This is a genomic window from Flavobacterium sp. 40-81 (assembly GCF_001898245.1).
GTDB lineage: Bacteria > Bacteroidota > Bacteroidia > Flavobacteriales > Flavobacteriaceae > Flavobacterium > Flavobacterium inviolabile.
Map to the genome: position 1 here is coordinate 1 of NZ_MKTM01000009.1, position 23,400 is coordinate 23,400.

The window sequence follows — 23,400 nt, forward strand, 5'->3', positions numbered from 1 at the left end:
AGAAAAAGGCAATAGTAAACCCTTATCGATACAGCTATAACGGAAAAGAATTTCAGCATGAATTAAGATTAAACCTATACGACTACGGTGCCCGGAATTATGATCCTGCGATTGGTAGATGGATGAATATCGATCCGCTGGCAGAAAAATCCAGGCGTTTTTCGCCTTACGTTTATGCATTGGACAATCCGGTATATTTTATTGATCCGGATGGTATGCGGGCCATAAGTACTTCCAATATTTATGATGACCGTATACAAATGACTACGGCGGTGAGGAATGAAAAATATATGGAGAATGATGGAGATTATTTTAACAAAAATGGAACGTATTTAGGTTCTGACAACAAAAATGATAAGGCTATTTATATCACGAATACTACTACATTAGGTGGACAAATATCTCCTTTTAATGCCCCTAAAGGATTCTATAATAATGATGGTTCAGTGAATGAAGGAATTGCTCAAGGGGTTTCTAAATCTGTTCGGCAATTAGCAGCAGACGATAGAATTCAGGCAGCCGGAGGTATTTATAATCATTATTATCAAGAAGCAGGTTATAATCTTAAGGAATTAAAATCTGGAAAAATTGACGATACCAAAGGAGGTTGGGAGTCTGCATTATCCTATACAAAATTAGGAGGAGTAACGGGAAATTCGAATCATTTGGGAAAAGGTGAAAAGGCTATTGAGATTAATTATAGTAGACTAGGGAATGTTATAAACAATGGATATGATGTATTAAACTTAATTTCTCATGAGCGAGGTAAGCATATGCCAGATGCAATTTATTTTGGAGTTAAATTAATGAATAATTTTCCGGAGAGTAGAGCAACATTACATCAACTACAAGATTCCAGTTGGCCAAAAACTTCTCCTGAATTTAAAAATCATGTTAAGTATAATCAATTAAAATTCTTAAACTCAAATGATCAGAAAAAATATTTTTAGAAATTCTTCTTTTTCAATAGTATATATATTGATGTTCGTTTTTTTGGGAATAATTTCCTGTAAACAAAGAGATAAAGCAAAATCTGTATGTGTAAAGAAGATCTCCTATGATGCTAAAGAATTAACACTTAGTCCATCATTATTGAAAATAATCATTATTGACTCAAATAATGAAGTAATAAAAAAAATAGACTCTGGATTATTAAAAGATATTATCCTTTATTCAATAAAAAAAGAGGATTGGGTTTATTTTAGAAAAATTGATTACCATGAAATCAACGATAATGAAATTACAATAGGATTAGAAACCAATTACTATAATTTTGATGAAAATAATAGATGGTCTTCCGAAAAAGTTGAAAGATCATTGGAGAAAAATATTGGACTCGTAATAGGAAAAGACACACTAAAAATTACTCAATGTCAATAAACCTGTAATAGGGTTTTTAGGAGCCCCAAATAGGAGGGTAAATGAATTTTACCTAAATAATTGATATAATGATAAAGATAACAATAACAACATTCTGGATAATTATAATAGCTATATTCTGTAATGGATGTAGTTCATTAAAAGATAAACTATACAATCCCGTAACAGATCTTCCTAAAAAGATTACTGAGCGATATGCAATTGACATTGTTACAGATAAAGAAATGGCATTGAAATTAGCCGATATAATTTATAAGGAACAATACAGGAATATTGATTTTGAACAATTAAAACCTTTTACTGTAAACTTAATAGCAGATGGTAAAGTATGGGAAATTATCGCTTCTTCTAAGAAAGTAGGTGTACCAGGAGTGGACAGAACTTATTATTTAAGAATTAATAAAAATACTGCAGAAGTGATTAATTTGTGGGTAAAAAGATAATGTTTTATACTGAAAAACTACAATTTTCCAAAGGTTTACCGCCTAATCCAAAAAATAAGATTGAATATTATATCTCCTAATATTATTATGAAAAAAAGTATAATAAAAACATCATTTATTCTAAGCGTTTTAAATTTTATAGGATGTACAGGTACAGATTATAACAAAAAAACTGATTTTGATCAATATACAATGGATATTCCTCAAAGCTGGCGTAAAGTTGAACTCAAAGGGATAGATTCACATGTTTTTTTAATTATTACTAAAAATGGGGATTCTATATTTAGTGACTATGGAAAATATTCAGAAAAGTTTGATGAAACTAATAAGGTATTCTCTTATGAAGAAATAAAAGAATTTAAATCATCAGGAATGGATATTACAGGTTTATATTACTCAAAGAAGCCAGAAATAGATCAAGCACAGGGTACATTTTTAAAAGAGTATTACTATTATGATACAATCAATAAAATTACTGGAAAAATTAAAGTTCCTAAGATTGCTGGAAAAGGTGGAATTGGGATCCATTTCAGCAACCTTAAAGACAATAATAGTTTAACAATTTCAGGTAAAAACCTTAATGAAGCTGATCAGAACATCTTACTTGATTCATTTAAAAGTATTATGATTAAATAGCGTTTATATTATATTTTCATAATGGAAAGCAATAACAGAAGATGAAATTATGACCTACAGTTGGCAGAGAAATCAGATGTTTTTGTCTTATTGGTTATCCATTGAATAACCCTTAGATATTCTATTGATCCTTATACTATCTGGACAATATTTACGACAATCATATAGAAATGACTATGGGCAGTGGGAAATGAAATTTATGTTGCCCTATGGGAAGTCAAATGATGGAACCCCACATGTTTATTCGAAAGAAGGTATTCAATTTAAAGCCGGTGTGTATAAATTGGACGATGCCATGAAGATTCAAAAGGCTATTAATAATTCAGAAGTTAAATCAATTAAATATTATAACTATGTTGGGAAATAAAGTGAAATACATTATTGGGATAATTTGTATACTTATTTTAAATAGTTGCAATGATAAAAATGGTGGTAAATTCATCTTTTATAGTGATGGTAGTGCCATCACAATTGAACAGTTTGAAATTTATGAACGGAAATTAAATAATCTGTATTTGGTCATAAAGAATTATCAGCAAAGGAGTTTAGTTATAAATAGTAAGATAGATTCAATGTTTTATATAAATGAAAACGGGAAGTTTAAAGCTTGTAGAATTAAAACTACTAAGGATAAATATTGTGATTTTAATTTTGAGATAACAAATGATGGAAAAAAACTATTTACATCTGGGACGAATAGTTATAAGGAAGAATTATTATTCATTGGGTTTAAAGAAAATCTACAATTTATAACAGCTAATAACCCTATCATTTTAATTGAAACCAAATAGTTTTATTAAATGCATTACCGGTAGTTTATTTATATGATTTGATTTGCACTTGATAGTGCGGATTTATAACTGCCCTTCAACGGTATTTAAGATACAAAAAAGGATGGAATAATTTCCATCCTTTTGTATATACTGCTGTTACGCATCATTCTCTGATTTTTATTTGTTTACCTAACCATTATCAGACCTGATTTTACGGTCCGATAATCACTTCCCCTTTTACCATAACGGTAAGTATTATGACCAATTAGTGTACTGAATATTATTTTTTTCGGGCATGACTGGAATCATAATAAAGCGGTAAGCAAGAGCATAACTTTACCTGACAAATTAAGTTAAACGAAAATCATTAGACATGAAAATCAAATTAAAAATTGTGGTGAGTTTGTTGGTAATAACAACAATTACAATCGGTTTGTTATCATTTAGGGACAAATCACCAGGCGATCCGACAAAAATTAAAGTAGTAGGAGAACAGGTTGCAGAACTCACTTCACCGCCGTTTGTACCCAAGCCTATAGGCAACCGTGCAGCAACAAAACTGATTGTAAACATGGAAATCAAGGAACTGGAAGGCGAAATGACTGCCGGGGTGAAATATGTTTACTGGACCTTTGGCGGTTCTGTTCCGGGAAGTTTTATCAGAACCCGTATTGGAGACGAAGTGCAGTTTCATTTAAAAAACCATCCCGATAACAAGCTGCCGCACAATATCGACCTGCATGCAGTAACAGGACCGGGTGGAGGTGCAACCTCTTCTTTAGTCGCTCCGGGACATGAAAAAGTATTTAACTTCAAATGCCTGAATCCGGGGCTATATGTTTACCACTGCGCTACAGCTCCGGTGGGTATGCACATTGCCAACGGTATGTATGGGTTAATTCTGGTGGAGCCCGAAGGCGGATTACCTCCGGTAGACAAGGAATACTATGTAATGCAGGGTGATTTCTACACCAAAGGAAATTATGGCGATCAGGGAACCCAGCCTTTCGATATGGAAAAAGCAATCAAGGAACAACCGGACTATGTTGTTTTTAACGGTAAAGTAGGCGCTATAACCGGGGACAATGCTATTACGGCAAAAAAAGGAGAAACTGTCCGTATTTATATGGGTAACGGCGGACCGAACCTGGTATCGTCTTTCCATGTGATCGGGGAAATTTTCGATAAAGTACACCTCGAAGGCGGAAGTGTTATCAATAAAGATGTACAGACCACCTTAATACCGGCCGGAGGTGCTGCAATTGTTGAATTTAAGGTTGATGTTCCGGGTACCTTTATCCTGGTGGACCATTCCATTTTCAGGGCGTTTAACAAAGGAGCTTTAGGTATGCTGAAAGTAGAAGGCGAGCAGGATAAAAACGTCTATTCGGGAACGGTACAGGAAGGAATCTATTTACCGGAAGGTGGAACGATCCAGAATATGCCTAAAGAAAAAGACGCACCCAAAGCGGTTGCTCCCAAAACACTGGACGAAAAACTTAAAGCCGGTAAAGAAATCTATGGCAGAACCTGTTTTGCCTGCCATCAGTCTGAAGGACAGGGCATCCCAAGCGCCTTTCCGCCATTGGCCAAATCAGATTACCTGAATGCCGATACAAAAAGAGCAATTAATGCAGTACTGCACGGGTTGACAGGCGAAATAACGGTAAACGGTAAAAAATACAACAGCGTGATGACCAGCCAGAACCTGACAGACGATGAGATTGCCAATGTACTGACGTATGTGTACAACAATTGGGGCAATAATAAAACCAATGTAACCACAGCAATGGTAAAAGCCGAACGAAGCAAACCGGCACAAAAACTAAAAGATATCCACGAATAAAAGAATAAAATCATGAAAAAAGTAATAGCAGGAGTCGTGATCGCTTGTTTTACAATTGGTCTGACCGCTTTTACAGCTCCGGTAAAAGAAACTGCAGCAAAAAGCAATATGCAAAATGCCAATAAAGGAAAAAGTATCTATGCCAAGACCTGTATTGCCTGCCATCAGGCTAACGGTCAGGGCGTACCCGGTGCTTTTCCGCCACTGGCAAATTCGGATTATCTGAATAAAGACGCTAATCGTGCCATCCGGACAGTTCTTAACGGACTGAGCGGTGAGATAACGGTAAACGGTAAAAAGTACAATGCAATGATGACATCACAAGGCTTGACAGATGAGCAGGTTGCAGATGTTTTGACCTATGTGTACGGCAACTGGGGCAACAGCGGTAAAAAGGTCAGCCCGGAAATGGTCAAAGCACAGCGAGGTAAAAAATAAAGTAAAAAAACAGCCATGTATCAGCCCGATAGAATTGTTGTCAGTCTTATAATCGGTTTTATAACCGTATTCCTGAATGCACAGGAAACAAAAATGGTAACCATAAAAGGGGGGACTTTTGTTCCCCTTTATGGTGCTACCACCGAAAAACCGGTAGCTGTTTCCTCTTTTAAAATAGATGTTTATCCGGTAACCAATGCCGAATATCTGAATTTCGTAAACCGGAAACAGGAATATACCCGTTCCGGAATTAAAGCCATTTTTGCCGATAAAAGCTATTTATCCTACTGGAAAAATGATTTTGATTACGGTGCGAATAAAAGTGATGCTCCTGTGACCAATGTTTCCTGGTTTGCCGCAAAAAAATATTGTGAATGCCAGGGAAAACGCCTGCCCACAATGGACGAATGGGAATATGTAGCCATGGCAGATGAACAAAAAGCAGATGCCCGTACAAGAGAAGAATACAACAAATACATACTGAGCTGGTATGAAAAGTCAAAAACGTATAACAATGCCATAGGGCAGACCTTTAAGAACTATTGGGGCGTTTACGATATGCACGGTCTGATTTGGGAATGGACCTCCGATTTTAACAGCATACTGCTTTCCGGCGAGTCCAGAAAAGACAAGGACACCGATACCAGTTTGTTTTGCGGAAGCGGTGCTGTAAATGCAACCGACCTGATGAATTATGCTGCTTTTATGCGATATGCCTTCCGGGGCAGTTTAAAAGCGAATTATTCAACACGAAACCTGGGATTTCGATGTGCCCGGGATATAGCCCCTGAAAAAGATTTGATAAAAAGTACAACAACTTTTTTAACGGAACAATAAAGCAAACAAAATGAAAAAAATACTGTTAGGATTACTGATAATCCTTACCGGGATACAACATTGTAATTCCCAGGAACAAACCCCGGAAAGACTTTCGGAAGCCGGGGAATTTTCCGGACTTTCCATCTATAACCTGCCTTCCAGATGGACCACTCAGGACAATAAAGAGATCGAAATGAAAGACCTTAAAGGAAAAGTTCTGGTCATGGTCATGATCTATACTTCCTGTAAGGCCGCCTGTCCCAGATTAATAGCAGATATGCGGCATATCGAGCAGCGGCTGCCGGAAAACATCAAAAAGGATGTCACACTGATTATGGTGAGTATCGACCCCGAAACCGATACGCCCAAACGATTAAAAGCATTTGCAAAAGAAAACAAAATGGAAGGGGAGCAATGGCTGTTTCTTCGGTCAACGGAAGAAAATACCCGGGAATTTGCAGCGGTACTGGCGGTAAACTATAAAAAGATAACGCCTGTGGACTTTTCACATTCTAACATCATCAGTGTTTTTAACACCGGCGGAGAATTAACTTTTCAGCAGGAAGGACTTGGCGTCAGCTATGACGAAACGGTTCGTAACATTATTGCTGAGGCAGCAAAACACCATTAAACCATGATGAAATTAGTACAAAAAACAGGCTTGTTATTCAGTTTAATAATAGGCTCGGGCGCCTGTGCCCAGGAATTTGACGCGAATATACAGTTAAGACCGCGTTATGAGTACCGCAACGGCTTTAAAGAGCTGATGAAGGACGGGACACTGCCCACTTCGTTTGTGTCCCAGCGGTCCCGTTTGAATTTAAATTACCGGCACGAAAAATTAAAAGCGGTAGTAACCCTGCAGAATATCAGAGTCTGGGGAGATGTGCCCACAACGGCCGTGTCCGATAAAAACGGGATAGCCCTTTATGAAGCCTGGGCGCAATATACACTAAACCCCAAATGGTCGGTAAAATTGGGCAGGCAGGTACTGTCCTATGACAATCAGAGGATAATGGGTGAGATCGATTGGGCACAGCAGGGGCAAAGCCATGATGCCCTTTTGATCTCTTTTAAACCGGACCGGCACCAGCTGGATTTGGGTTTTGCCTTAAATTCGGATGCCGAAAAACTGTACCGCGACTTGTACACAACAAGTTACAAGCACATGCAGTATGCCTGGTACCACACCACATTTGACGCACTGGGAATGAGTTTGCTGTTTCTGAATACGGGCTTTCAGTATGAAGCAGCTCCAACCGAATTACGGGAAAACAACCTGCAGACCTTCGGAACGTATCTGTCCTATAAAAAGAGCGGTATCACGGCAGATTTAGGCTTGTACGGACAAACCGGAAAAACGAGAATGGCAACGGATAATGCGACGGTTCGTGCCTTTTATGCAGGGCTTACGCTTAATTATGCCTTGACCAGTAAAGTAAGCATTGGAGCCGGTTATGAATACCTTTCCGGTACCGGACAGGACAATACGGATGCAAAGAACAAATCGTTTAACCCGATATTCGGAACCAACCACGGTTTTAACGGTTTTATGGATTACTTCTATGTAGGGAACTATAAAAATACAGTGGGCTTGCAGGATGTATTTCTGAAACTGGGATATTCGCAGGATAAGTGGCAGTTCAACATGATGCCGCATCTTTTTATGACGGCGGCAACGGTACTTGATCCGCAGCAGACAACCGAAAAAATGGATTCCTATCTGGGTACCGAAATAGACATTACGGCAGCGTATGCCCTCCAGAAGGACATAACCATTACCGGTGGTTATTCCCAGATGTTCGGTTCCGGCACACTGGAAGTTTTAAAATCAGGAAATAAAGGACTGGATAACAACTGGGCCTGGCTTATGATAAAAATCAATCCCAGAATATTCACAACGGCAAAATAATGCTGTGCCGCAGAAATGCCCCGGTAGGATTATCGACTAATCCTACCGGGGCATTTCTATTTTAATGAATCCCGCCGTATCGCACTGTAGAGCCCAATATCAGCATTGCCATTCCGGTTAGTGTAACACAAATGATAAGCAGTCCCATCACGTTCAGGTTGTCTTTATTCAGCTTTGGGATAACAAAAAAACGGGCACATAAGGCAAACAGGAACGTAAGCAGCAGTAACAGCAATTTGGCAGAGATTACGCGTTCTATGGGACTGGAAAAAGTAAACCACTGCTTTACCGGAATTCCGAAATCAAAAGCCATCCAGAGTCCGCTGAGCAGCAGTAACAGCAAAGCCGGCATACCGATGGCTTCATATTTTTTTTCAAAAGTGGTAATGATCTCCGGTTTTTTCTCTTTTATGGCCTGTGGCAGGAACCGGAGGCACAACAGCAGGTGACCGCCTACCCAGATGCAGGCAGCAAGAAGATGAACGATCAATATAAGATGATGGTAATTCATGGTTTGTTTTTTTTGAGGGTTTTTAAAAGCAATACTATTAATCCTAAAGGCAGCAGCAGTGAAAAACTAAATAAGAGTACCGTATAATTGGGGATGGCTCCTTTGCCGAAAAAGAAATAGCTGCCCTGTAAAAAAAGAAGTATTTCTGTAGCCAGAAACCCGCTTAAGAATAGGAAAAGCCCAAGTTGGCTTTTTTTATTGTTTAAAAAATTTAAGGCAGGATTTGCTGCTGCAAACAGAAAAACGGCACTGTTGATGATCCCGAGCATAAGGAGGTGGATAAAACCAATGGTAAAATTCCGGATATAATGGGAAGCTTCGGCTATTTCATTCCATATCGTAAAGCACTGCAGGGCAATTTTCAGCAATAAAGAAATCAGGCCAACACCAGCCAGTAACCGGATAAGGAACGGTTTGTCCTGAAGATAGCGCAGCAAAGGAATGCGGCAAAGCTGATAAAAAAGCAATAAGGCAATAAACTGCAACAGTACTCCGGCGGCATTCGACCAGTACAATACAGCATTCGGAAAATACCAGTTTAGCGGTAATCCTAATGTTAGTATGGTTGCCAGGATGAGCAGGTTAAAGAAATAACGGAATTTTTTAATGTGGGCGGCATCGTTGCTGTCAGGCTGATTGAATAACAATGCCAGTACAGCAAAGAGAAACCAGCCGTTAAACTGAAAATGAAGAAAAAATTGTATTGCCGATTGGTATACGGCAGGATTTTTAACACCCGTAGCGCCGATGATTCCCAGTGACCACACACCCGCAGTGGATACAAGCATAAACACAAGAGCAGCTTTCAGCAGTTTCCGGCCGGAAGTGGATTGGCTTTTTTGCTCTTTCCAGATTTTATAACAAAAGCAGTAACTGCAAAAGATATGAGCTGTCGAGAAAAATATTGAAAACAGGGCATAACCCTGGATCGGGAAGCTGACCATCATTCCGAAAACGGAACCTTGTGTCAGCCAGAATAAGCGGTTATAATACGGTTTTTCCCGTTCTTCTTCCGGTACAAAATGATGTAGTAATAATCCGTACAGCACCAGATACAGCCATCCTAATATAGCGGTATGGGAATGCCCGTGCAGCAGGAAAGTATAATCAAAAGGCAGCGGGGTTAGCTGGGAAAGCCGGAGAAAAGCCCCCATGAGGGAAGCTATGAAAAAATTAATAAGGCAGACAATAAACCAGCTTTTTTTCATTTCAGATTATTTTTGATGGACAGCAGGGAGAACTATTCTCTAAAAATAAGGCAGATTTTCGAGCTGTAAAAGTTTTCTTTTTTTAATTTGATTTGTGAAACATCCAGTTTTGACAGCGTTGGGACATTATTCATATAATGCTGTATATAATAATTTCCGGTATATCCTTTTTCTTCCAGATAATGAACCATCCGGATAAAATCCGATTCCGGTATCAGATCCGAATGTACCGTCGTCCGGATCTCAAAAGGTATTCCGGCAGTGAGTAATAATGATAATGATTGTTCGAAATCTGAAAATAAATCCGATTGGGTAATATGCTGAAATTGGTTGGGTAATGCTTTAAAATCCAATGCGATATAATCAATTAAGTGATGTTGTAGTAATTGTTTTAATAACAACGGATTAGAGCCGTTTGTGTCAATCTTTACTGCAAATCCCATAGCTTTGATTGTAGTAATAAAAATATGGAGATGACGGTGCAGCGTACATTCACCGCCACTGAGTACAACGCCGTCCAGCAGTCCTTTCCGGGATTCGAGAAAGCGGTAAATATCCTCAAAATCCAGTGTGCCTTTTCCCAGTACAATTTCAGGATTATAACAATACAAACACCGCATATTACAGCCTGCAAACCAAACGATGCAGGCTGATTTATCCGGGTAATCCAGTAAGGTAAAAGGCGTGATATTATAGATCGGTCCTTTTGGTCTTACTTTCGCTGAAATGTGTGCGTTGCTGGTGTTCACCTTTTTTTCCTATATTAAAACTTTCTACCGGTCTGTGGTAGCCCATTACTCTTGTATAAACCAGACATTTACTTCTTTTGTCCGGTTCACTTTCCAGAAACTGTTGTTGTGTTTTCATATATTGTTGAATTAAGTTGATATGCTTCCCATAGTTGTGTGTCACATTTCGGACAGTATTCGTGCTCCCCGTTCAGGTAACCGTGTACCGGGCAGATACTGAAAACCGGTGTTACCGTGATATAAGGAAGTTTAAAATTGACAAGTACTTTTTTTATAAAGTTTTTACAGGCTTCCGGGGTACTGATTTTTTCCCGCATGTATAAATGCAGTACGGTACCGCCGGTATATTTGCATTGCAGGGAATCCTGTAAAAGCAGCGCCTCAAACGGATCTTCGGTATAGCTCACCGGAAGCTGTGAACTGTTGGTATAATAAATATTTTCTCCCTGTCCTGCCTGGATGATGTCCGGAAAACGCTTTTTATCCTCTTTGGCAAAACGATAGGTCGTTCCTTCTGCCGGTGTGGCTTCAAGATTATACAGATTGCCGGTTTCTTCCTGAAAGGCGGTCATCCGGCTCCGGATGTAATCCAGTATTTCCGAAGCAAACCGTATTCCGGAAGCACTGGTAATATCCTGTTGCTGCGCGGTAAAATTCAGGATCATTTCATTCATACCGTTCACACCGATAGTCGAAAAATGATTCCGGAAATGCGTCAGGTACCTTTTGGTATACGGATACAGACCGCGGTCAAACATTTGCTGGATAAAAGCCCGTTTCTTTTCCAACGTAGTCTTTGCTATTAACAGCAGTTCGTCCAGGCGTTCATACAATTTCTGCTGATCGCCCTGATAGAGGTAGCCCAGACGTGCCATATTGATCGTAACCACGCCAATACTGCCGGTCATTTCGGCACTGCCGAAAAGGCCGTTACCGCGTTTTAAAAGCTCTCTCAGGTCCAGTTGCAGGCGGCAGCACATACTGCGTACGGCATTGGGCTTGTAAGCATTTGGGTTTTCAATTTTGTTTCCGTCAGCATCGGTCATATACTGGCTGCCGATAAAGTTCTGAAAATAGGAAGAACCTATTTTGGCAGTGTTTTCAAACAGCAGTCCGGTATTTTCTCCTTCCCAGTCAAAATCTTCCGTAATGTTTACGGTCGGGATCGGGAAGGTAAACGGCTGACCGTTGGCATCGCCTTCGGTCATCACCGTATAATAAGCTTTATTAATAAGATTCATTTCCTGCTGAAAATGCCCGTAGGTCATGTCTGTAAGTTTTCCGGCTTTCCTTTCGCCGGCAAGACGGTTCAGCTTTTCGTTTTCTAATGCGGTAAACAGGTGCAGCCCGTTTTTGGTAGGGATCTGCTCTTTTAAATCGGCAGGAACAACCCAGTCCAACGTGATGTTTGTAAACGGCGATTGTCCCCAGCGTGCCGGAACATTCAGGTTGTAAACAAAGCTGCGGATCGCTTTCAGCACGTCGTCAAAAGAAAGCTGGTCTTTAAAAACATAGGGTGCCAGATAGGTGTCAAACGAGCTGAATGCCTGGGCACCGGCCCATTCGCTCTGTAGAATCCCTAAAAAGTTTGCCATTTGCCCCAACGCTTCCCGGAAATGGGAAGGTGCTTTGCTTTCAACCCTGCCGCGAACACCGTTAAAACCTTCATCAAGTAAAACCCTGAGGCTCCAGCCGGCACAATACCCGGTCAGGCAGTCCAGATCGTGTATGTGTAGGTCACCGTTGCGGTGGGCATATCCTTCTTCTTTGGAATAAACCTTGTCCAGCCAGTAATTGGCAATGATTTTCCCGGCGGTATTGTTAACCAGCCCGGCATTGGAATAGGATGTATTGGCATTCGCATTAATGCGCCAGTCGGTCTGCATGATGTATTCTTCTATCGTTTGGGTACTGTTTACATAAGTAGTATCGTCATTGAGTCCGTTAATGTGTTCGCGTTGTAATTTTCGCGTATGCCGATACACCATAAAGGATTTCATGACATCAAAGTAGCCCCGGTCAAATAGCGCTCTTTCAATGCTGTCCTGAATGTCTTCTACCGCCCATAAGTTTTTCTGTTGCAGCAGCAGCAATACCGAATCGTAAATATCCGGATCAAAAGTTTGGGAAACACTGTGAAAGGCCTTTTGGATGGCGTCCTTTATTTTAAAGCTTTCAAAGTGTTCGTAAATACCGTTTCGTTTGATGACATACTTTTTCATACTGGCGCTGTTTGGTGGTTAGGTATAGGATTCAAAATTTTTTTCCAGTGCAATCGCTCTCGGAAAAAGGATATTGTTTTCAAGATGGATGTGCTTGTGCAGGTCATTTTCGAAGGCTTCCAGCATGGCAAAGGTTACCCGGTATGTATTGCAGGCATCGGCAGGCGGGGTATAGTTATTGGTTATTGCTGCAATTTTGCGAAAGCGTTCCCCTTCGGTATCGTGTTCTTCTTTCATCATGGCTACCGGATTTTCGACATTGCCGAAATGCGGCTGCTCGATAGGATGGTGGTAGAGCTGTGCATTGACCATTTTCCGGATAAACGGGAAAAGGATCAGTTCTTCTTTTTTCAGATGTGCTGCCAGATCGCCTGCTGATTCGGAAAAGAGCGTATTTACTTCAAACAGTTCCGGATGTCTTTCGCCGTGTACTTTGCACAATTTAGACAGAAACTGCAGTAATACCGGCGTTTTTTCGGTGATATACCGGTGATGGGTTTTTTCAATATAATCGGTTAATAAATCCAGAGGCCAGGAACGGTAATCAATGGATTCCGATTCATTATTACTCAGGATCGTTTCGAGTTCGTCCTGAAGCATGTCCTGGTCGATTCTTTTTTTAGTACAGACTTCTTCCAAAGTGCGGTGCCCTTTGCAGCAGAAATCGATTCCGTATTTTGAGAATAAGGCTGCAGTTCTGAAATCCTGAGCAACAATTTCTCCGATAGTTATTTTAGTATTGGCTTCCATAGTTGAAAAAATATAATTATTAAGTCAGTTGGGTGACGTTTTTAGAATGTTTGGTTTGTTCGACAATTAAAGAGGCTACGGTAAGCATGTTGATCAGTTCGATAAAAGACGGTGTGATCTTCTGCTTACTGTTAATCTGGTCGGCTGTGGTTTTAAGCTGTTTGATGGTATTTAATGCTGTTTTGGCTTCTTTATCGGTATAAAAAGCAGTCATAGCCTGCTGCAATTCTTCTTTTAACACAGCAAATCCGGAATCAGGATTGTCCGGTAAAACGGACTGCTGCTTATTCATAAAGATCAGGGATGAAAAAGCAATGGTATCAATGGACTTGCAAATGTGTTCCGATCCCTGATGGGCAAATACAAGGGCTTCCAGCAGCGAATTGGACGCTAGGCGGTTTTTGCCGTGCAATCCGGTACAGGAACATTCCCCGATGGCATACAGGTTTTTAACCGTTGTCCGGGAATGCTGGTCGACGGTTATACCGCCACACTGATAATGTGCTGCCGGTACCACGGGAATCAGGTCTTCCTGAGGATTTAACCCGATAGTGCGGCAATAATCGGTGATGGTCGGGAAGTGCCGGTAGAATGCGTCATAATCAAGGTGTCTGCAATCGAGATAGACGTGTTTTTTGCCGGTTTTTTCCAGTTCGCTATTGATGGCCTGCGATACGATATCCCGCGTGGCGAGTTCGCCGCGGGTGTCGTATTTAAAAAGAAAACGCTTTTGGTTTTCATCCACAATATAGGCACCGAAACCTCGCAATGCTTCCGATAACAGGAAAAAAGGATGTTTGTTTGCTTCATAAAGCGCAGTAGGATGGAACTGTATGTAGTGCAGCTGTTCAATTGCCGCCCCGGCACGATAGGCCATGGCAACACCGTCGCCGGTGGCAACCTCCGGATTGGTGGTATTTTTAAAAAGCTGACCGCAGCCACCGGTACTCAGTACAATGGATTTTGCCCGGATATGTTTGATGCGGTGTCTGGTTTTATTAAAATAAAAAACACCGGAACAATATTCCTGATCCGTTTTGTCTTTTTCGGTACTCAGGTCAACACACAGCTGGTTTTCCAGTAACCGGATGTTGGGTAATTGAGGGATTACCGCCAGTAATTTCCGTTCTATTTCCAGTCCGGAAATGTCTTTATGATGCAGTATACGGTTGCGGGAATGCCCGCCTTCCAGTCCCAGATCCCAGATTCCGGACGGTTTTGTATCGAAAGCAATGCCCATAGTGAGTAGTTCTTCTATTCTGTCCGGAGCCTGCTGAACGACCATGCGGACAATTTTTTCATTGCAACAGCCGCCACCGGCACTCAGGGTGTCCTGTATGTGCTGTTCGTAGCTGTCGTTTACCAGATCGGTCACTGTGGCGATTCCGCCCTGAGCATAACGGGTATTTCCGGTATCGGCCAGGGATTTGGTCATGATAACAATGGAAAGATCCGGGCGTTTCTGAGCCGTTTTGATGGCCAGAAATAAACCTGCCAGCCCGGAGCCTATGATGAGTATGTCTGTTTTTTCCATTTTTAAAACATTTATGAAAGGGACAACATTTTGCGTATGGGCTGTAAAGCTTTGTTTCGTAACGGTTCGTCAATCGTTATTTCCGGGCTTTCATTTTTCAGGCACAGCCATAATTTTTCCAGTGTATTCATTTTCATAAAAGCACATTCACTGCAGGCACAGGTATTGTCTTCCTGTGATGGTGCGGGAATAAGTGTTTTTTCCGGAACTTCTTTTGAAAGCTGGTACAGGATACCGGCTTCCGTGGCGACGATAAAAATTAGTGATGGATCGTTTTTTATATAATGCAGTATCCCGGAGGTCGAACCGATATAGTGGGCTGTTTTCAGAATATGGCTTTCAGATTCCGGATGGGCTACTATTTTAGCGGTTGGATTTTTGGTATAGAGGGCGACAAGTTTATCAAAAGAGAAGGCTTCGTGAACAATGCAGGAACCGTCCCAGAGCAGTAAATCCCGGTTGGTTTCCTTGCGGAGATAGTTGCCCAGATTCCTGTCGGGCGCAAAGAGAATACTTTGTTCTTCGGGGATTGAGGCAATAATTTTTTTAGCATTGGATGACGTACACACAATGTCGCTCAGTGCCTTGATCTCGGCAGAGCAGTTAATATAGGTCACAACGGTGTGGTTGGGATATTGTTCTTTTAATTTTTTAAAATCTTCCGGTTTACAGCTGTCGGCGAGAGAACAACCGGCATCGGCATCCGGTAAGAGTACTTTTTTATCGGGGTTTAAAATTTTTGCTGTTTCGGCCATAAAATGCACTCCTGCAAATACAATGACTGCCGCATCGGTAGCGGAAGCTTTTTTGGATAGTTCAAGGCTGTCGCCCACAAAATCGGCAATTTCCTGAATATCGTTGTGCTGGTAATAATGTGCCAGAATTACCGCATTTTTTTCTTTGCGTAACCGGTTTATTTCAGCGATTAAAAATGATTTATTCATACTGTTGTTATTTTAATTGGGAAGATCCGGAAACAGTACTTTCATTTTGTATTACTGAAAGCGTTCCGGATATCCCCACTAAAAGACTTATACTGCTTTTTTCTTTTTAAAAGTAAGCGTAAAGACGAACCAGCACAGGGCCAGCACACCGAATCCGAAAATGGTGTCACCGATAGCCCGGAGCCATTTTAATGTTACCATTCCGGGTTGTTGCATCAATTCTGCCGAACGGGCATACCACATTCCTTTTTCAATGCTTTCTACAGCCTGCCAGATTCCGATAGGCAGTAAGCTTAGTAAAGCCATTAATAAAAGGCCGATATTGGTTGACCAGAAAATAAATTTCATCAGTTTTTCATCCCATTGTTCATGGCGGTACAGGCTTCTCAGTACAAACAGCATTAACCCGATGCCCAGCATACCGTATACTCCGAATAGCGCTGTATGTCCGTGTAAAGGAGTGGTATTTAAGCCCTGTACATAATACAGCGCAATAGGAGGGTTAATGATGAATCCGAATACCCCTGCGCCTAAGAAATTCCAGAAAGCTACAGCGATCATAAAATAGATCGGCCATTTATAATCGCGGATCCATTCGGTCGATTTGGAAAGTTTATAGTTGTGGAAGGCTTCATAACCGATTAAAACCAGCGGTACGATTTCCAGCGCACTAAAGGTGGCTCCAAACGCCATAACGGCTGTAGGAGTACCTGAAAAATATAAATGGTGACAGGTTCCTAAAATTCCGCCGGTCATAAAAATGATGGTTGAGAAAAGAACGTTTAAAGTCGCCGTTTTCGTTTTTAGCAAGCCCAGTCTTACGAATAAGAAAGCGATTACGACGGTTGCGAAAACTTCAAAAAATCCTTCTACCCATAAGTGTACAACCCACCAACGCCAGTATTCGGCAATAGCCAGATTGGTCTGTCTTCCCCACATTAAGCCGGCTGCATAAAATGAAGCAATGGCCGTACAGGAAATAAGGAACATGATAATCAGATTCTTTTCTTCGGTTTTTTTCTTTAAAACCGGTAATAACGGCCGGATCATCAATGCCAGCCATAAAAACAGTCCGACCAGTAAGAATACCTGCCAGAATCGTCCCAGGTCGACATATTCGTATCCCTGGTGTCCGAACCAGAAGTTATCGATCAGGTTTAATTTCTGCATGACCCCCATCCATTGCCCGGCCATCGAACCCAGTACAATCAGTAACAGGGCATAAAACAGGAAGTTGACTCCGAATACCTGAAATTTTGGGTCTTTACCGGAAACGGCAGGAGCAATATAAAGTCCTGTTGCCAGCCAGGCCGTTGCAATCCAGAAAATTGCCAGCTGTGTATGCCAGGTACGGGTAACGGCATAAGGCAGTATTTTATCGATCGGGATACCAAAGAATCCGTTGCCTTCAACACCATAATGTGCGGTAATAACACCCATTACAACCTGCAGGACAATTAACAGGCTGACGATCCAGAAGTACTTTTTAATCCGGTACATAGACGGTGTCATTCCCTGTTTTAGTAAAGGATCCTGCGCCGGGGTTTCCAGTTCTTCGGTTTCTCCGGATTTAACATGATAAAAAATCAGGATTCCGATACAGAAAAGGAGCAGGATGATACTCACACCGGACCAGACCAACAGGTCTTTGGTGGCGACATTGCCTACTAATTCTTCCGAAGGCCAGTTGTGGGTATAGGACACTTTGGCATTGGGTCTTTCGGTTACGGTAGCCCAGGTAGCCCAAAAGAAAAATGCTGTCATTTTATGCATTCTTTCCGGATCCCTGATTGCCATTTTTGGAATGGCATAATCTGCTCTGAGCTTATCAAATTCGGGATCATCCATAAACAATCCCTTATAGTATTCACTCAGATGGGCAATGGCAGCGACCCTGTTTGCTGAAATGGTAATTGTACCGGTATTTTTGTCAAAAGTGTTTTTACGAACATCGGCCTGTAACCGGATTTTTAAAGCGGCTTTCTGTTCATCGTTTAAGGTATTAAATGTTTTATGGTAATCTGCCTGAGCATATTTATTTAAAATAAATTCCGCTTCTTTGTGGAGCCAGTCGGCGGTCCAGTCGGGAGCTACGTATGCACCGTGCCCCCAGACCGTACCAACCTCCTGACCACCCATACTTTGCCATATATTCTGGCCGTCTTTGATTTGCTGACCTGTAAATATGACGGTAGTATCGTCAGCAATTATCTTGTCCGGTATGGGAGGTGACTCTTGGTATATTTCATAACCATAATATCCTAAAATGGCAAAGGAGATACTCATGACAAGTGCAAATCCGATCCATAGTTTTTTTTCTTTATTCACAATATTCTTTTTAGATATATAATAACTTGGATTAATCCGGGATGACTATCACGGAGCCTTATTCGACAATTAGTTTCCCTTTCATCACGGCATAATGCCCCGGGAACGAACAGATAAAGTCATAGGTTCCTTTTTCGGCTATTGTAAATTCTATGGTATCGCTTTCACCGCCGCCAATAACTTTGGTATGGGCAATGATGCTGCCTTTTTCCGATTCAGGAATGTAATCGGTAGCTTTGGCTTCGGCAGCCTTTTGTGCAAAAGCAGCAATATCGGTACCCGGTTTTAAGATCACCAGATTGTGACCCATTACCGATTTTTCCATTTTTCCGTTATGTTTTAAAGTAAGGGTGATGGTACCGGCAGTGGCCTTTAATTCATTGGTGGTATACTGCATCTGATCGGTACTTTCTATATTCAGTGTATTTCCTGCTGCCGGAGCAGCTGTTTCCGGTTCGGTAACGGTTTCTTCTGTAACGGTTTCTTCTTCAGTATTTGCCTCTTTGGTTTCTTTTCCGCCACAGGCGATAAGTGAAAAAAGTACAGCTGTTACAACAACGGATAGACTAAATGTTCTTTTCATTATAAATTGTTTTGATTGTTATTGATTAAAGTTTTGATTTTCAGTTTGATGATGTGCTATTTTGGCATTGAATACCGCCGCCATTCTTTCTCCCCGCCATTTTGCTTCCATGGCTTTTTCACCTTTAAAAAGACTGTCTACGGTTGCCGTAAAAACAGCGACCCATTGTTCGAAATGTTCTTTGTTTAGTGCTAGTTTGAGGTGTACCGGAAAGGGGCTGCCGGAATAGGTGTGTTCGTCCAGTAAGATGGTCTGCCAGAAACGGTACATTTTTTTCAGATGCTGGTCCCAGTTGTTCCCGATAACGGTATTGAATATGCTGCCCAGCATTGCATCGCTGCGGATTCTGTCGTAAAAAGTATCTACTAATAACCGGATGTCTTCAAGCGTCAAAATTTCCCGTATCATATAATAAGATTCTTAAGGTTTTAACTTTAGTGTATGGTAAAGGTATTATGATTGTATACCTTCATTTTATGATTATAATCATATAACCGGAAATTATCGGGGGGAAGTAAAGGGCAAAGGGCAATGAGCAAAAGGGGGAAGTAAAAGGCAATGGGCAAAAAGGCAAAGGGCAATAGAAAAAAATCTGAAATCAAAAAGGCTGTCACGTATTACGGACAGCCTTTTTATAAAGAGCAATTAATGGCTATATGTTGTTATTTCGGCTTCAATGGCGGCTAATTCATGTAATATATTGTTTTTGTCAGCCATAAAGTAATGTTCCTGGTTTGTAAACAGATCCTGATAATAGCGTATGCCTTCCATCAGGTTCTGGTGGAATTTATCCAGTTTGTTATTTTTAGTGTTCAGCGTGTTGCGGAGCAGGGTACTGGTTTCTTTTTTAAAATAGTCAATATACATTCGCAGTTCTTTAATAAAGAAATGCGGTCTTTCCTGATTTGGCGGGAGTATGTTGTCCTTTCCGTAAATGTGCTGTACCATTCTGAAAAGTGATACATCACCGGAAAAATAGGCCATATTCGGTCCCGGACAGATGATAACGCCCTGTGGTTCGCCTTTTACATCCATTTTATTGTCAAGCAAAGCGGCATTTGATAATCCCACGCAAAGGCATGATTTTTCCGTTATTTCGGTAAAACGGGTATGGTAAGCTTCCCGGGAAAGTTCTTCTTTTTGCCGTTCCAGTTCGTTTAATTTGAATTCCTGGTATTTTTTGGATGCCGTGCACAATCCCTGTTCGGAATATTCTTTGTTTAAAACCAGGTATTTTTTAGGACAGGCACTTCCGGCTTTTCCTTTCAGAATACGGCTTTCGCGAAAGGCGTCATTGGTAGTTCCTTTTATGCTGTTGAAAGGAACGCCCAAAGGCGATATGTTACTGAGGAACAAATCGGCTTCTGTAGCCTTGCTGAGCAGTTCGCGGGTTGCAGCATCAACAGTAGTTGCTTCGGGAACCAATAAAAACGGAGAACCCCAGCCCACAGAATCTACATTATAATGATCCAGTAAAAACTGATGTTCTTCACCTGTTCCAACGCCGCCCTGAACCGTGATGCGTAGTTCCAGCGGTTGTTCCGGTACGTTCTTCCCTTTTTGCAATAAAGCCTTGCTTAACAATTCGTGGGTGGCCTGTATGAGTTCTGCTTTCTTGGTTTTAAACTCTTCGAGGATGGCACCCAGAAGATAACCGTCGGTCGCAAAGGCATGTCCGCCGCAGTTTAAACCGGATTCGATGCGGTATTCCGAAACCCATAAGCCTTTTTTAGCCAGGAAACTGCCTTGTATCATTGCCGAACGGAAATCGCTTACTTTAAGGATGATTTTCTTTTTGATAACCTGATGCTTGTTGGGATAAAAGTCTGCAAACTGTTCAAAATAGCTATACAGCCTCGGGTTCATTCCTGCAGAAAGCACAACAGACGATTCGAGTTCACTGTTGGCAAATCCGCGTAAGGCCGCATGGGCATCGTTAAACTCTATTGGCAGCTGTTTGTTTCGGACAAAGTTATCCTTATCCACTTTGGTCATGATGTTGACATCAATAGCGCCGGCTTTCAGTTTTTTATCAATAAAACTTTTCAGCTGTTCTTTAAGGACACTGCCGTTTTTAAGCAGTTCCTGTAGTTCCTTTTTTATTTTGGAACTGTCCGGAAGCATCGCGATATATTCGTCCATTACGACTTTACTTTCGAGAAGTTCCGATTTGAGTTGTTCCAGTTTTTGTTTAACAATTTTATCAACCAGGTTTAAGTAGGAAGTAATGCGGTGGGCACGAAAATCGAACATTTTTTGGGTGATTTCCTGGTACGGAAAGTTGAATTTCGCACTGTAAAAGGCATTCATCCTTTCAATCAGGTCATCATCCATCACGGATATAACCGATGCGATTCCATATTTTGCTACTTTTATCGGGCTGTCAATAGTATAGGCGAGCCCCATAACCGGAATATGAAAAGTGTGGAGTTGGTTTGAAGTCATATAAATATATTGGTTTTAAAAAGGAGCAAAGATTTTAAATGTATTTGTTTTAAAACCTGATAAAAGTCATTAAGCGCATTTTATTTTTTAAAAAAGCTGATTTTTAGCGTTATTTCCGGTATTCCGGATTAAATGATACAGTATCAGGAAGAATCCTGCTGCCAGCGTAATTCCGGAAACGCAAAAAAGGATATAAAACGGACTGAGCTGTTGCATCATAGTACTAAAAGCAGGCTGATCGGGATTCATCTGCCATTTGGAGCGAAGTATGCCCGCTATGATTAAGGACAGACAGAAAATAAAAAGCGAAATGTTGGCCATCATATAACCGTAATCGAACAGTTTTTTGGAATGGATAGTTCCTTTTTTTGTCCCGAAAATATCATATACAAAGGAGAATAACAGCATGGTATTGATACCGATTGTCGCTCCCATAGTATGGGCAACCGTGATGTGGGTACCGTGTGTGTACAGGTTTATAGCTGGAACGGATATGAGTATCGCCTGTGCCAGCATCAGGAAGACCCAGACGTCAGCAGCTAACAGAAAGCGGTAGGATAAATAATGGATGTGTTTTTTGGCAGTGCTCAAAGTGGCTTTCCAGTTATAGATGATACGGCCTAAAATCAGCAATTCGGTCATGCTCACGGCATAACTGATGTATTTGATATAGGAATGGGTAGGCAGCGAATAGATATGGTGCCCCCAGTTGAACATTAAATTGAATAGTCCTAAAAAGTACAGCAGGAATGCCGTTTTGGAAAAGCTGTACTGCTGATGTCCGCTGATTTTATCCATCAGGTAAATGCTGCAGCCGTAAATGAGCATGTTCCAGGAGCCTACCATCGATCCGTAGGATTTCCATTGCAGGGTCATATCCGTTATGATGTTATTCCGGAAATACGGAATAAGCCACAAATAGGATTCCAGGAAGGTAAACAGGAAGAATACAATTCCGGTGCACCACATCCAGACATATACCGGTTGTTGTTTCAGTGATTTCAGCGTACTGAAAAAGTGAATCAGGAAGAGCAGCCATCCTGTTACTATCGGTATTGCCAGCACCGGGTGGAATTCCCAATATTCCCTGCCGCCAAAATAGCCGAACAGGTAGGAGCACAGTATGACCGGTATGGTTAGCACAAAAATCCAGAATTGAATTTTTACCAGTACCGGAAAGCGTATTTCCCGTCCGGAATGTTCCTGGAGATAATTGATAACACTGCCCACAGCGCTTAAAATAATCCAGAACAGCACGGAAGAAACATGCAAAGGCCGTATTTTTTCGAAGGAAAGACCGGCTTTTAAAAAACCGGGTATACAATATTGCAGGGTTCCGGTAATACCAAACAACAGTCCTGCCACTAAAAGGAATAATCCCGCAATTAGAAATTTTTTACTACTATTCATCTTGTTCAATCATTCCGTTATTTTTAATCGTAAAGGTTCTTGGGTCGGAGGAACCGCTGGCATCAATTTGCTTTAAATAGGCAATTAATGCTGTTATTTCTGTCCGGTTCAATTTAAAATCGGGCATGACCACAGTACCGCTTCTCAAGAAGGCTTCGATATATTCCGGACCTTTTACAGAATAGGTATTGGTCAAATCCGGCCCCAGGTAGCCGCCCAGCTGGTAAATCTGGTGGCAGGCAATGCAGTTTTTCTGCTGCCATATTTTTTTGCCGTTATCTGCCAGTACATTGTTGCTGCCGGATTGCGTATGCCGGTTGTCATACAGCCGGAAGGAGTAAAATATAAAAGAGAAAAACAGTAAGCCAAACAGTATTGTTTTTTGAGAATCACTTAACATAGGTTCGTCATTTTAAGGCATAGAATAATCCGTTTGCCGGATCGCATCGGGACGCAAGCTAACAGCATT

General features: G+C 41.1%; 23 protein-coding genes and 1 pseudogene. 10 read left to right on the top strand and 14 right to left on the bottom strand.

Going from position 1 to position 23,400, the window contains the following annotated elements; translation table 11 throughout:
• The 10 genes and pseudogenes from BGO42_RS02125 to BGO42_RS02170 all read left to right on the top strand — a co-directional run.
• Positions 1–950 (top strand): RHS repeat-associated core domain-containing protein (locus BGO42_RS02125; RefSeq protein WP_286748604.1); only part of this gene is annotated, 950 nt, incomplete at its 5' end.
• A complete protein-coding gene (locus tag BGO42_RS02130) occupies positions 928–1,380 on the top strand; it encodes a hypothetical protein (RefSeq protein WP_273245661.1) in 453 nt (150 codons plus the stop codon). The genes BGO42_RS02125 and BGO42_RS02130, both read left to right, overlap by 23 nt.
• Before the next feature lie 68 nt (positions 1,381–1,448).
• On the top strand, positions 1,449–1,823 hold the full coding sequence (locus tag BGO42_RS02135) for a hypothetical protein (RefSeq protein ID WP_273245664.1): 375 nt from the start codon (positions 1,449–1,451) through the stop codon (positions 1,821–1,823).
• A gap of 87 nt (positions 1,824–1,910) precedes the next feature.
• Positions 1,911–2,459 (top strand): hypothetical protein, encoded by a 549-nt coding sequence (locus BGO42_RS02140; protein WP_273245666.1) that lies wholly within the window; start codon positions 1,911–1,913, stop codon positions 2,457–2,459.
• Between the two features lie 353 nt (positions 2,460–2,812).
• Positions 2,813–3,250: a hypothetical protein gene (locus tag BGO42_RS02145; protein WP_273245667.1), complete on the top strand. Its 438-nt coding sequence runs from the start codon at positions 2,813–2,815 to the stop codon at positions 3,248–3,250.
• A gap of 355 nt (positions 3,251–3,605) precedes the next feature.
• Positions 3,606–5,078, top strand: a complete 1,473-nt coding sequence (nirK, locus tag BGO42_RS02150) for a copper-containing nitrite reductase (RefSeq protein ID WP_273245669.1) — start codon at positions 3,606–3,608, stop codon at positions 5,076–5,078.
• Positions 5,079–5,198: 120 nt separating this feature from the next.
• A pseudogene (locus BGO42_RS02155) lies at positions 5,199–5,516 on the top strand (c-type cytochrome); the annotation flags it as partial.
• Between the two features lie 15 nt (positions 5,517–5,531).
• Positions 5,532–6,353, top strand: a complete 822-nt coding sequence (locus tag BGO42_RS02160; RefSeq protein WP_502686354.1) for a formylglycine-generating enzyme family protein — start codon at positions 5,532–5,534, stop codon at positions 6,351–6,353.
• Positions 6,354–6,363: 10 nt separating this feature from the next.
• The gene (locus tag BGO42_RS02165) at positions 6,364–6,966 is read left to right on the top strand and encodes an SCO family protein (RefSeq protein ID WP_273245671.1); all 603 of its coding nucleotides are present in this window, start codon (positions 6,364–6,366) and stop codon (positions 6,964–6,966) included.
• Between the two features lie 3 nt (positions 6,967–6,969).
• A complete protein-coding gene (locus tag BGO42_RS02170) occupies positions 6,970–8,247 on the top strand; it encodes an alginate export family protein (protein ID WP_273245672.1) in 1,278 nt (425 codons plus the stop codon).
• Positions 8,248–8,308: 61 nt separating this feature from the next.
• On the opposite strand, the gene BGO42_RS02175 is transcribed toward BGO42_RS02170, so the two are convergent.
• From BGO42_RS02175 to BGO42_RS02240, 14 genes are all read right to left on the bottom strand, one after another.
• Positions 8,309–8,758, bottom strand: a complete 450-nt coding sequence (locus BGO42_RS02175; RefSeq protein WP_273245674.1) for a CopD family protein — start codon at positions 8,756–8,758, stop codon at positions 8,309–8,311.
• Positions 8,755–9,966, bottom strand: a complete 1,212-nt coding sequence (locus BGO42_RS02180) for a hypothetical protein (RefSeq protein ID WP_273245675.1) — start codon at positions 9,964–9,966, stop codon at positions 8,755–8,757. Before BGO42_RS02180 ends, BGO42_RS02175 begins: the two co-directional genes overlap by 4 nt.
• Positions 9,967–9,998: 32 nt before the next feature.
• Positions 9,999–10,715, bottom strand: a complete 717-nt coding sequence (locus tag BGO42_RS02185; protein ID WP_273245677.1) for an anaerobic ribonucleoside-triphosphate reductase activating protein — start codon at positions 10,713–10,715, stop codon at positions 9,999–10,001.
• Entirely contained in the window at positions 10,657–10,833 is a 177-nt protein-coding gene (gene nrdD / locus BGO42_RS02190) for an anaerobic ribonucleoside-triphosphate reductase (RefSeq protein WP_177734522.1), read from the bottom strand. Before nrdD ends, BGO42_RS02185 begins: the two co-directional genes overlap by 59 nt.
• Positions 10,802–12,937: a ribonucleoside triphosphate reductase gene (locus BGO42_RS02195; protein WP_273245679.1), complete on the bottom strand. Its 2,136-nt coding sequence runs from the start codon at positions 12,935–12,937 to the stop codon at positions 10,802–10,804. Before BGO42_RS02195 ends, nrdD begins: the two co-directional genes overlap by 32 nt.
• 18 nt (positions 12,938–12,955) lie before the next feature.
• Positions 12,956–13,687: an iron-sulfur cluster repair di-iron protein gene (ric, locus tag BGO42_RS02200; protein WP_273245681.1), complete on the bottom strand. Its 732-nt coding sequence runs from the start codon at positions 13,685–13,687 to the stop codon at positions 12,956–12,958.
• Between the two features lie 19 nt (positions 13,688–13,706).
• Positions 13,707–15,221 carry an L-aspartate oxidase gene (gene nadB, locus BGO42_RS02205; RefSeq protein WP_273245682.1) on the bottom strand — a complete coding sequence of 505 codons (1,515 nt, stop codon included), beginning with the start codon at positions 15,219–15,221 and terminating at the stop codon, positions 13,707–13,709.
• A gap of 11 nt (positions 15,222–15,232) precedes the next feature.
• The gene (gene nadA, locus BGO42_RS02210; protein ID WP_177734518.1) at positions 15,233–16,165 is read right to left on the bottom strand and encodes a quinolinate synthase NadA; all 933 of its coding nucleotides are present in this window, start codon (positions 16,163–16,165) and stop codon (positions 15,233–15,235) included.
• 87 nt (positions 16,166–16,252) lie between these two features.
• Positions 16,253–18,451 (bottom strand): nitric-oxide reductase large subunit, encoded by a 2,199-nt coding sequence (locus tag BGO42_RS02215; RefSeq protein WP_337955187.1) that lies wholly within the window; start codon positions 18,449–18,451, stop codon positions 16,253–16,255.
• 100 nt (positions 18,452–18,551) lie between these two features.
• Complete coding sequence (gene azu, locus BGO42_RS02220) at positions 18,552–19,076, bottom strand: azurin (protein ID WP_273245685.1); 525 nt, start codon at positions 19,074–19,076, stop codon at positions 18,552–18,554.
• 18 nt (positions 19,077–19,094) lie between these two features.
• A complete protein-coding gene (locus tag BGO42_RS02225) occupies positions 19,095–19,484 on the bottom strand; it encodes a group III truncated hemoglobin (protein ID WP_273245687.1) in 390 nt (129 codons plus the stop codon).
• A gap of 237 nt (positions 19,485–19,721) precedes the next feature.
• The gene (locus BGO42_RS02230) at positions 19,722–21,521 is read right to left on the bottom strand and encodes a hypothetical protein (protein WP_273245688.1); all 1,800 of its coding nucleotides are present in this window, start codon (positions 21,519–21,521) and stop codon (positions 19,722–19,724) included.
• A gap of 87 nt (positions 21,522–21,608) precedes the next feature.
• Complete coding sequence (locus tag BGO42_RS02235; RefSeq protein ID WP_273245690.1) at positions 21,609–22,931, bottom strand: cbb3-type cytochrome c oxidase subunit I; 1,323 nt, start codon at positions 22,929–22,931, stop codon at positions 21,609–21,611.
• Positions 22,924–23,331: a c-type cytochrome gene (locus BGO42_RS02240; RefSeq protein WP_273245692.1), complete on the bottom strand. Its 408-nt coding sequence runs from the start codon at positions 23,329–23,331 to the stop codon at positions 22,924–22,926. Before BGO42_RS02240 ends, BGO42_RS02235 begins: the two co-directional genes overlap by 8 nt.
• Between the last annotated feature and the right edge of the window lie 69 nt (positions 23,332–23,400).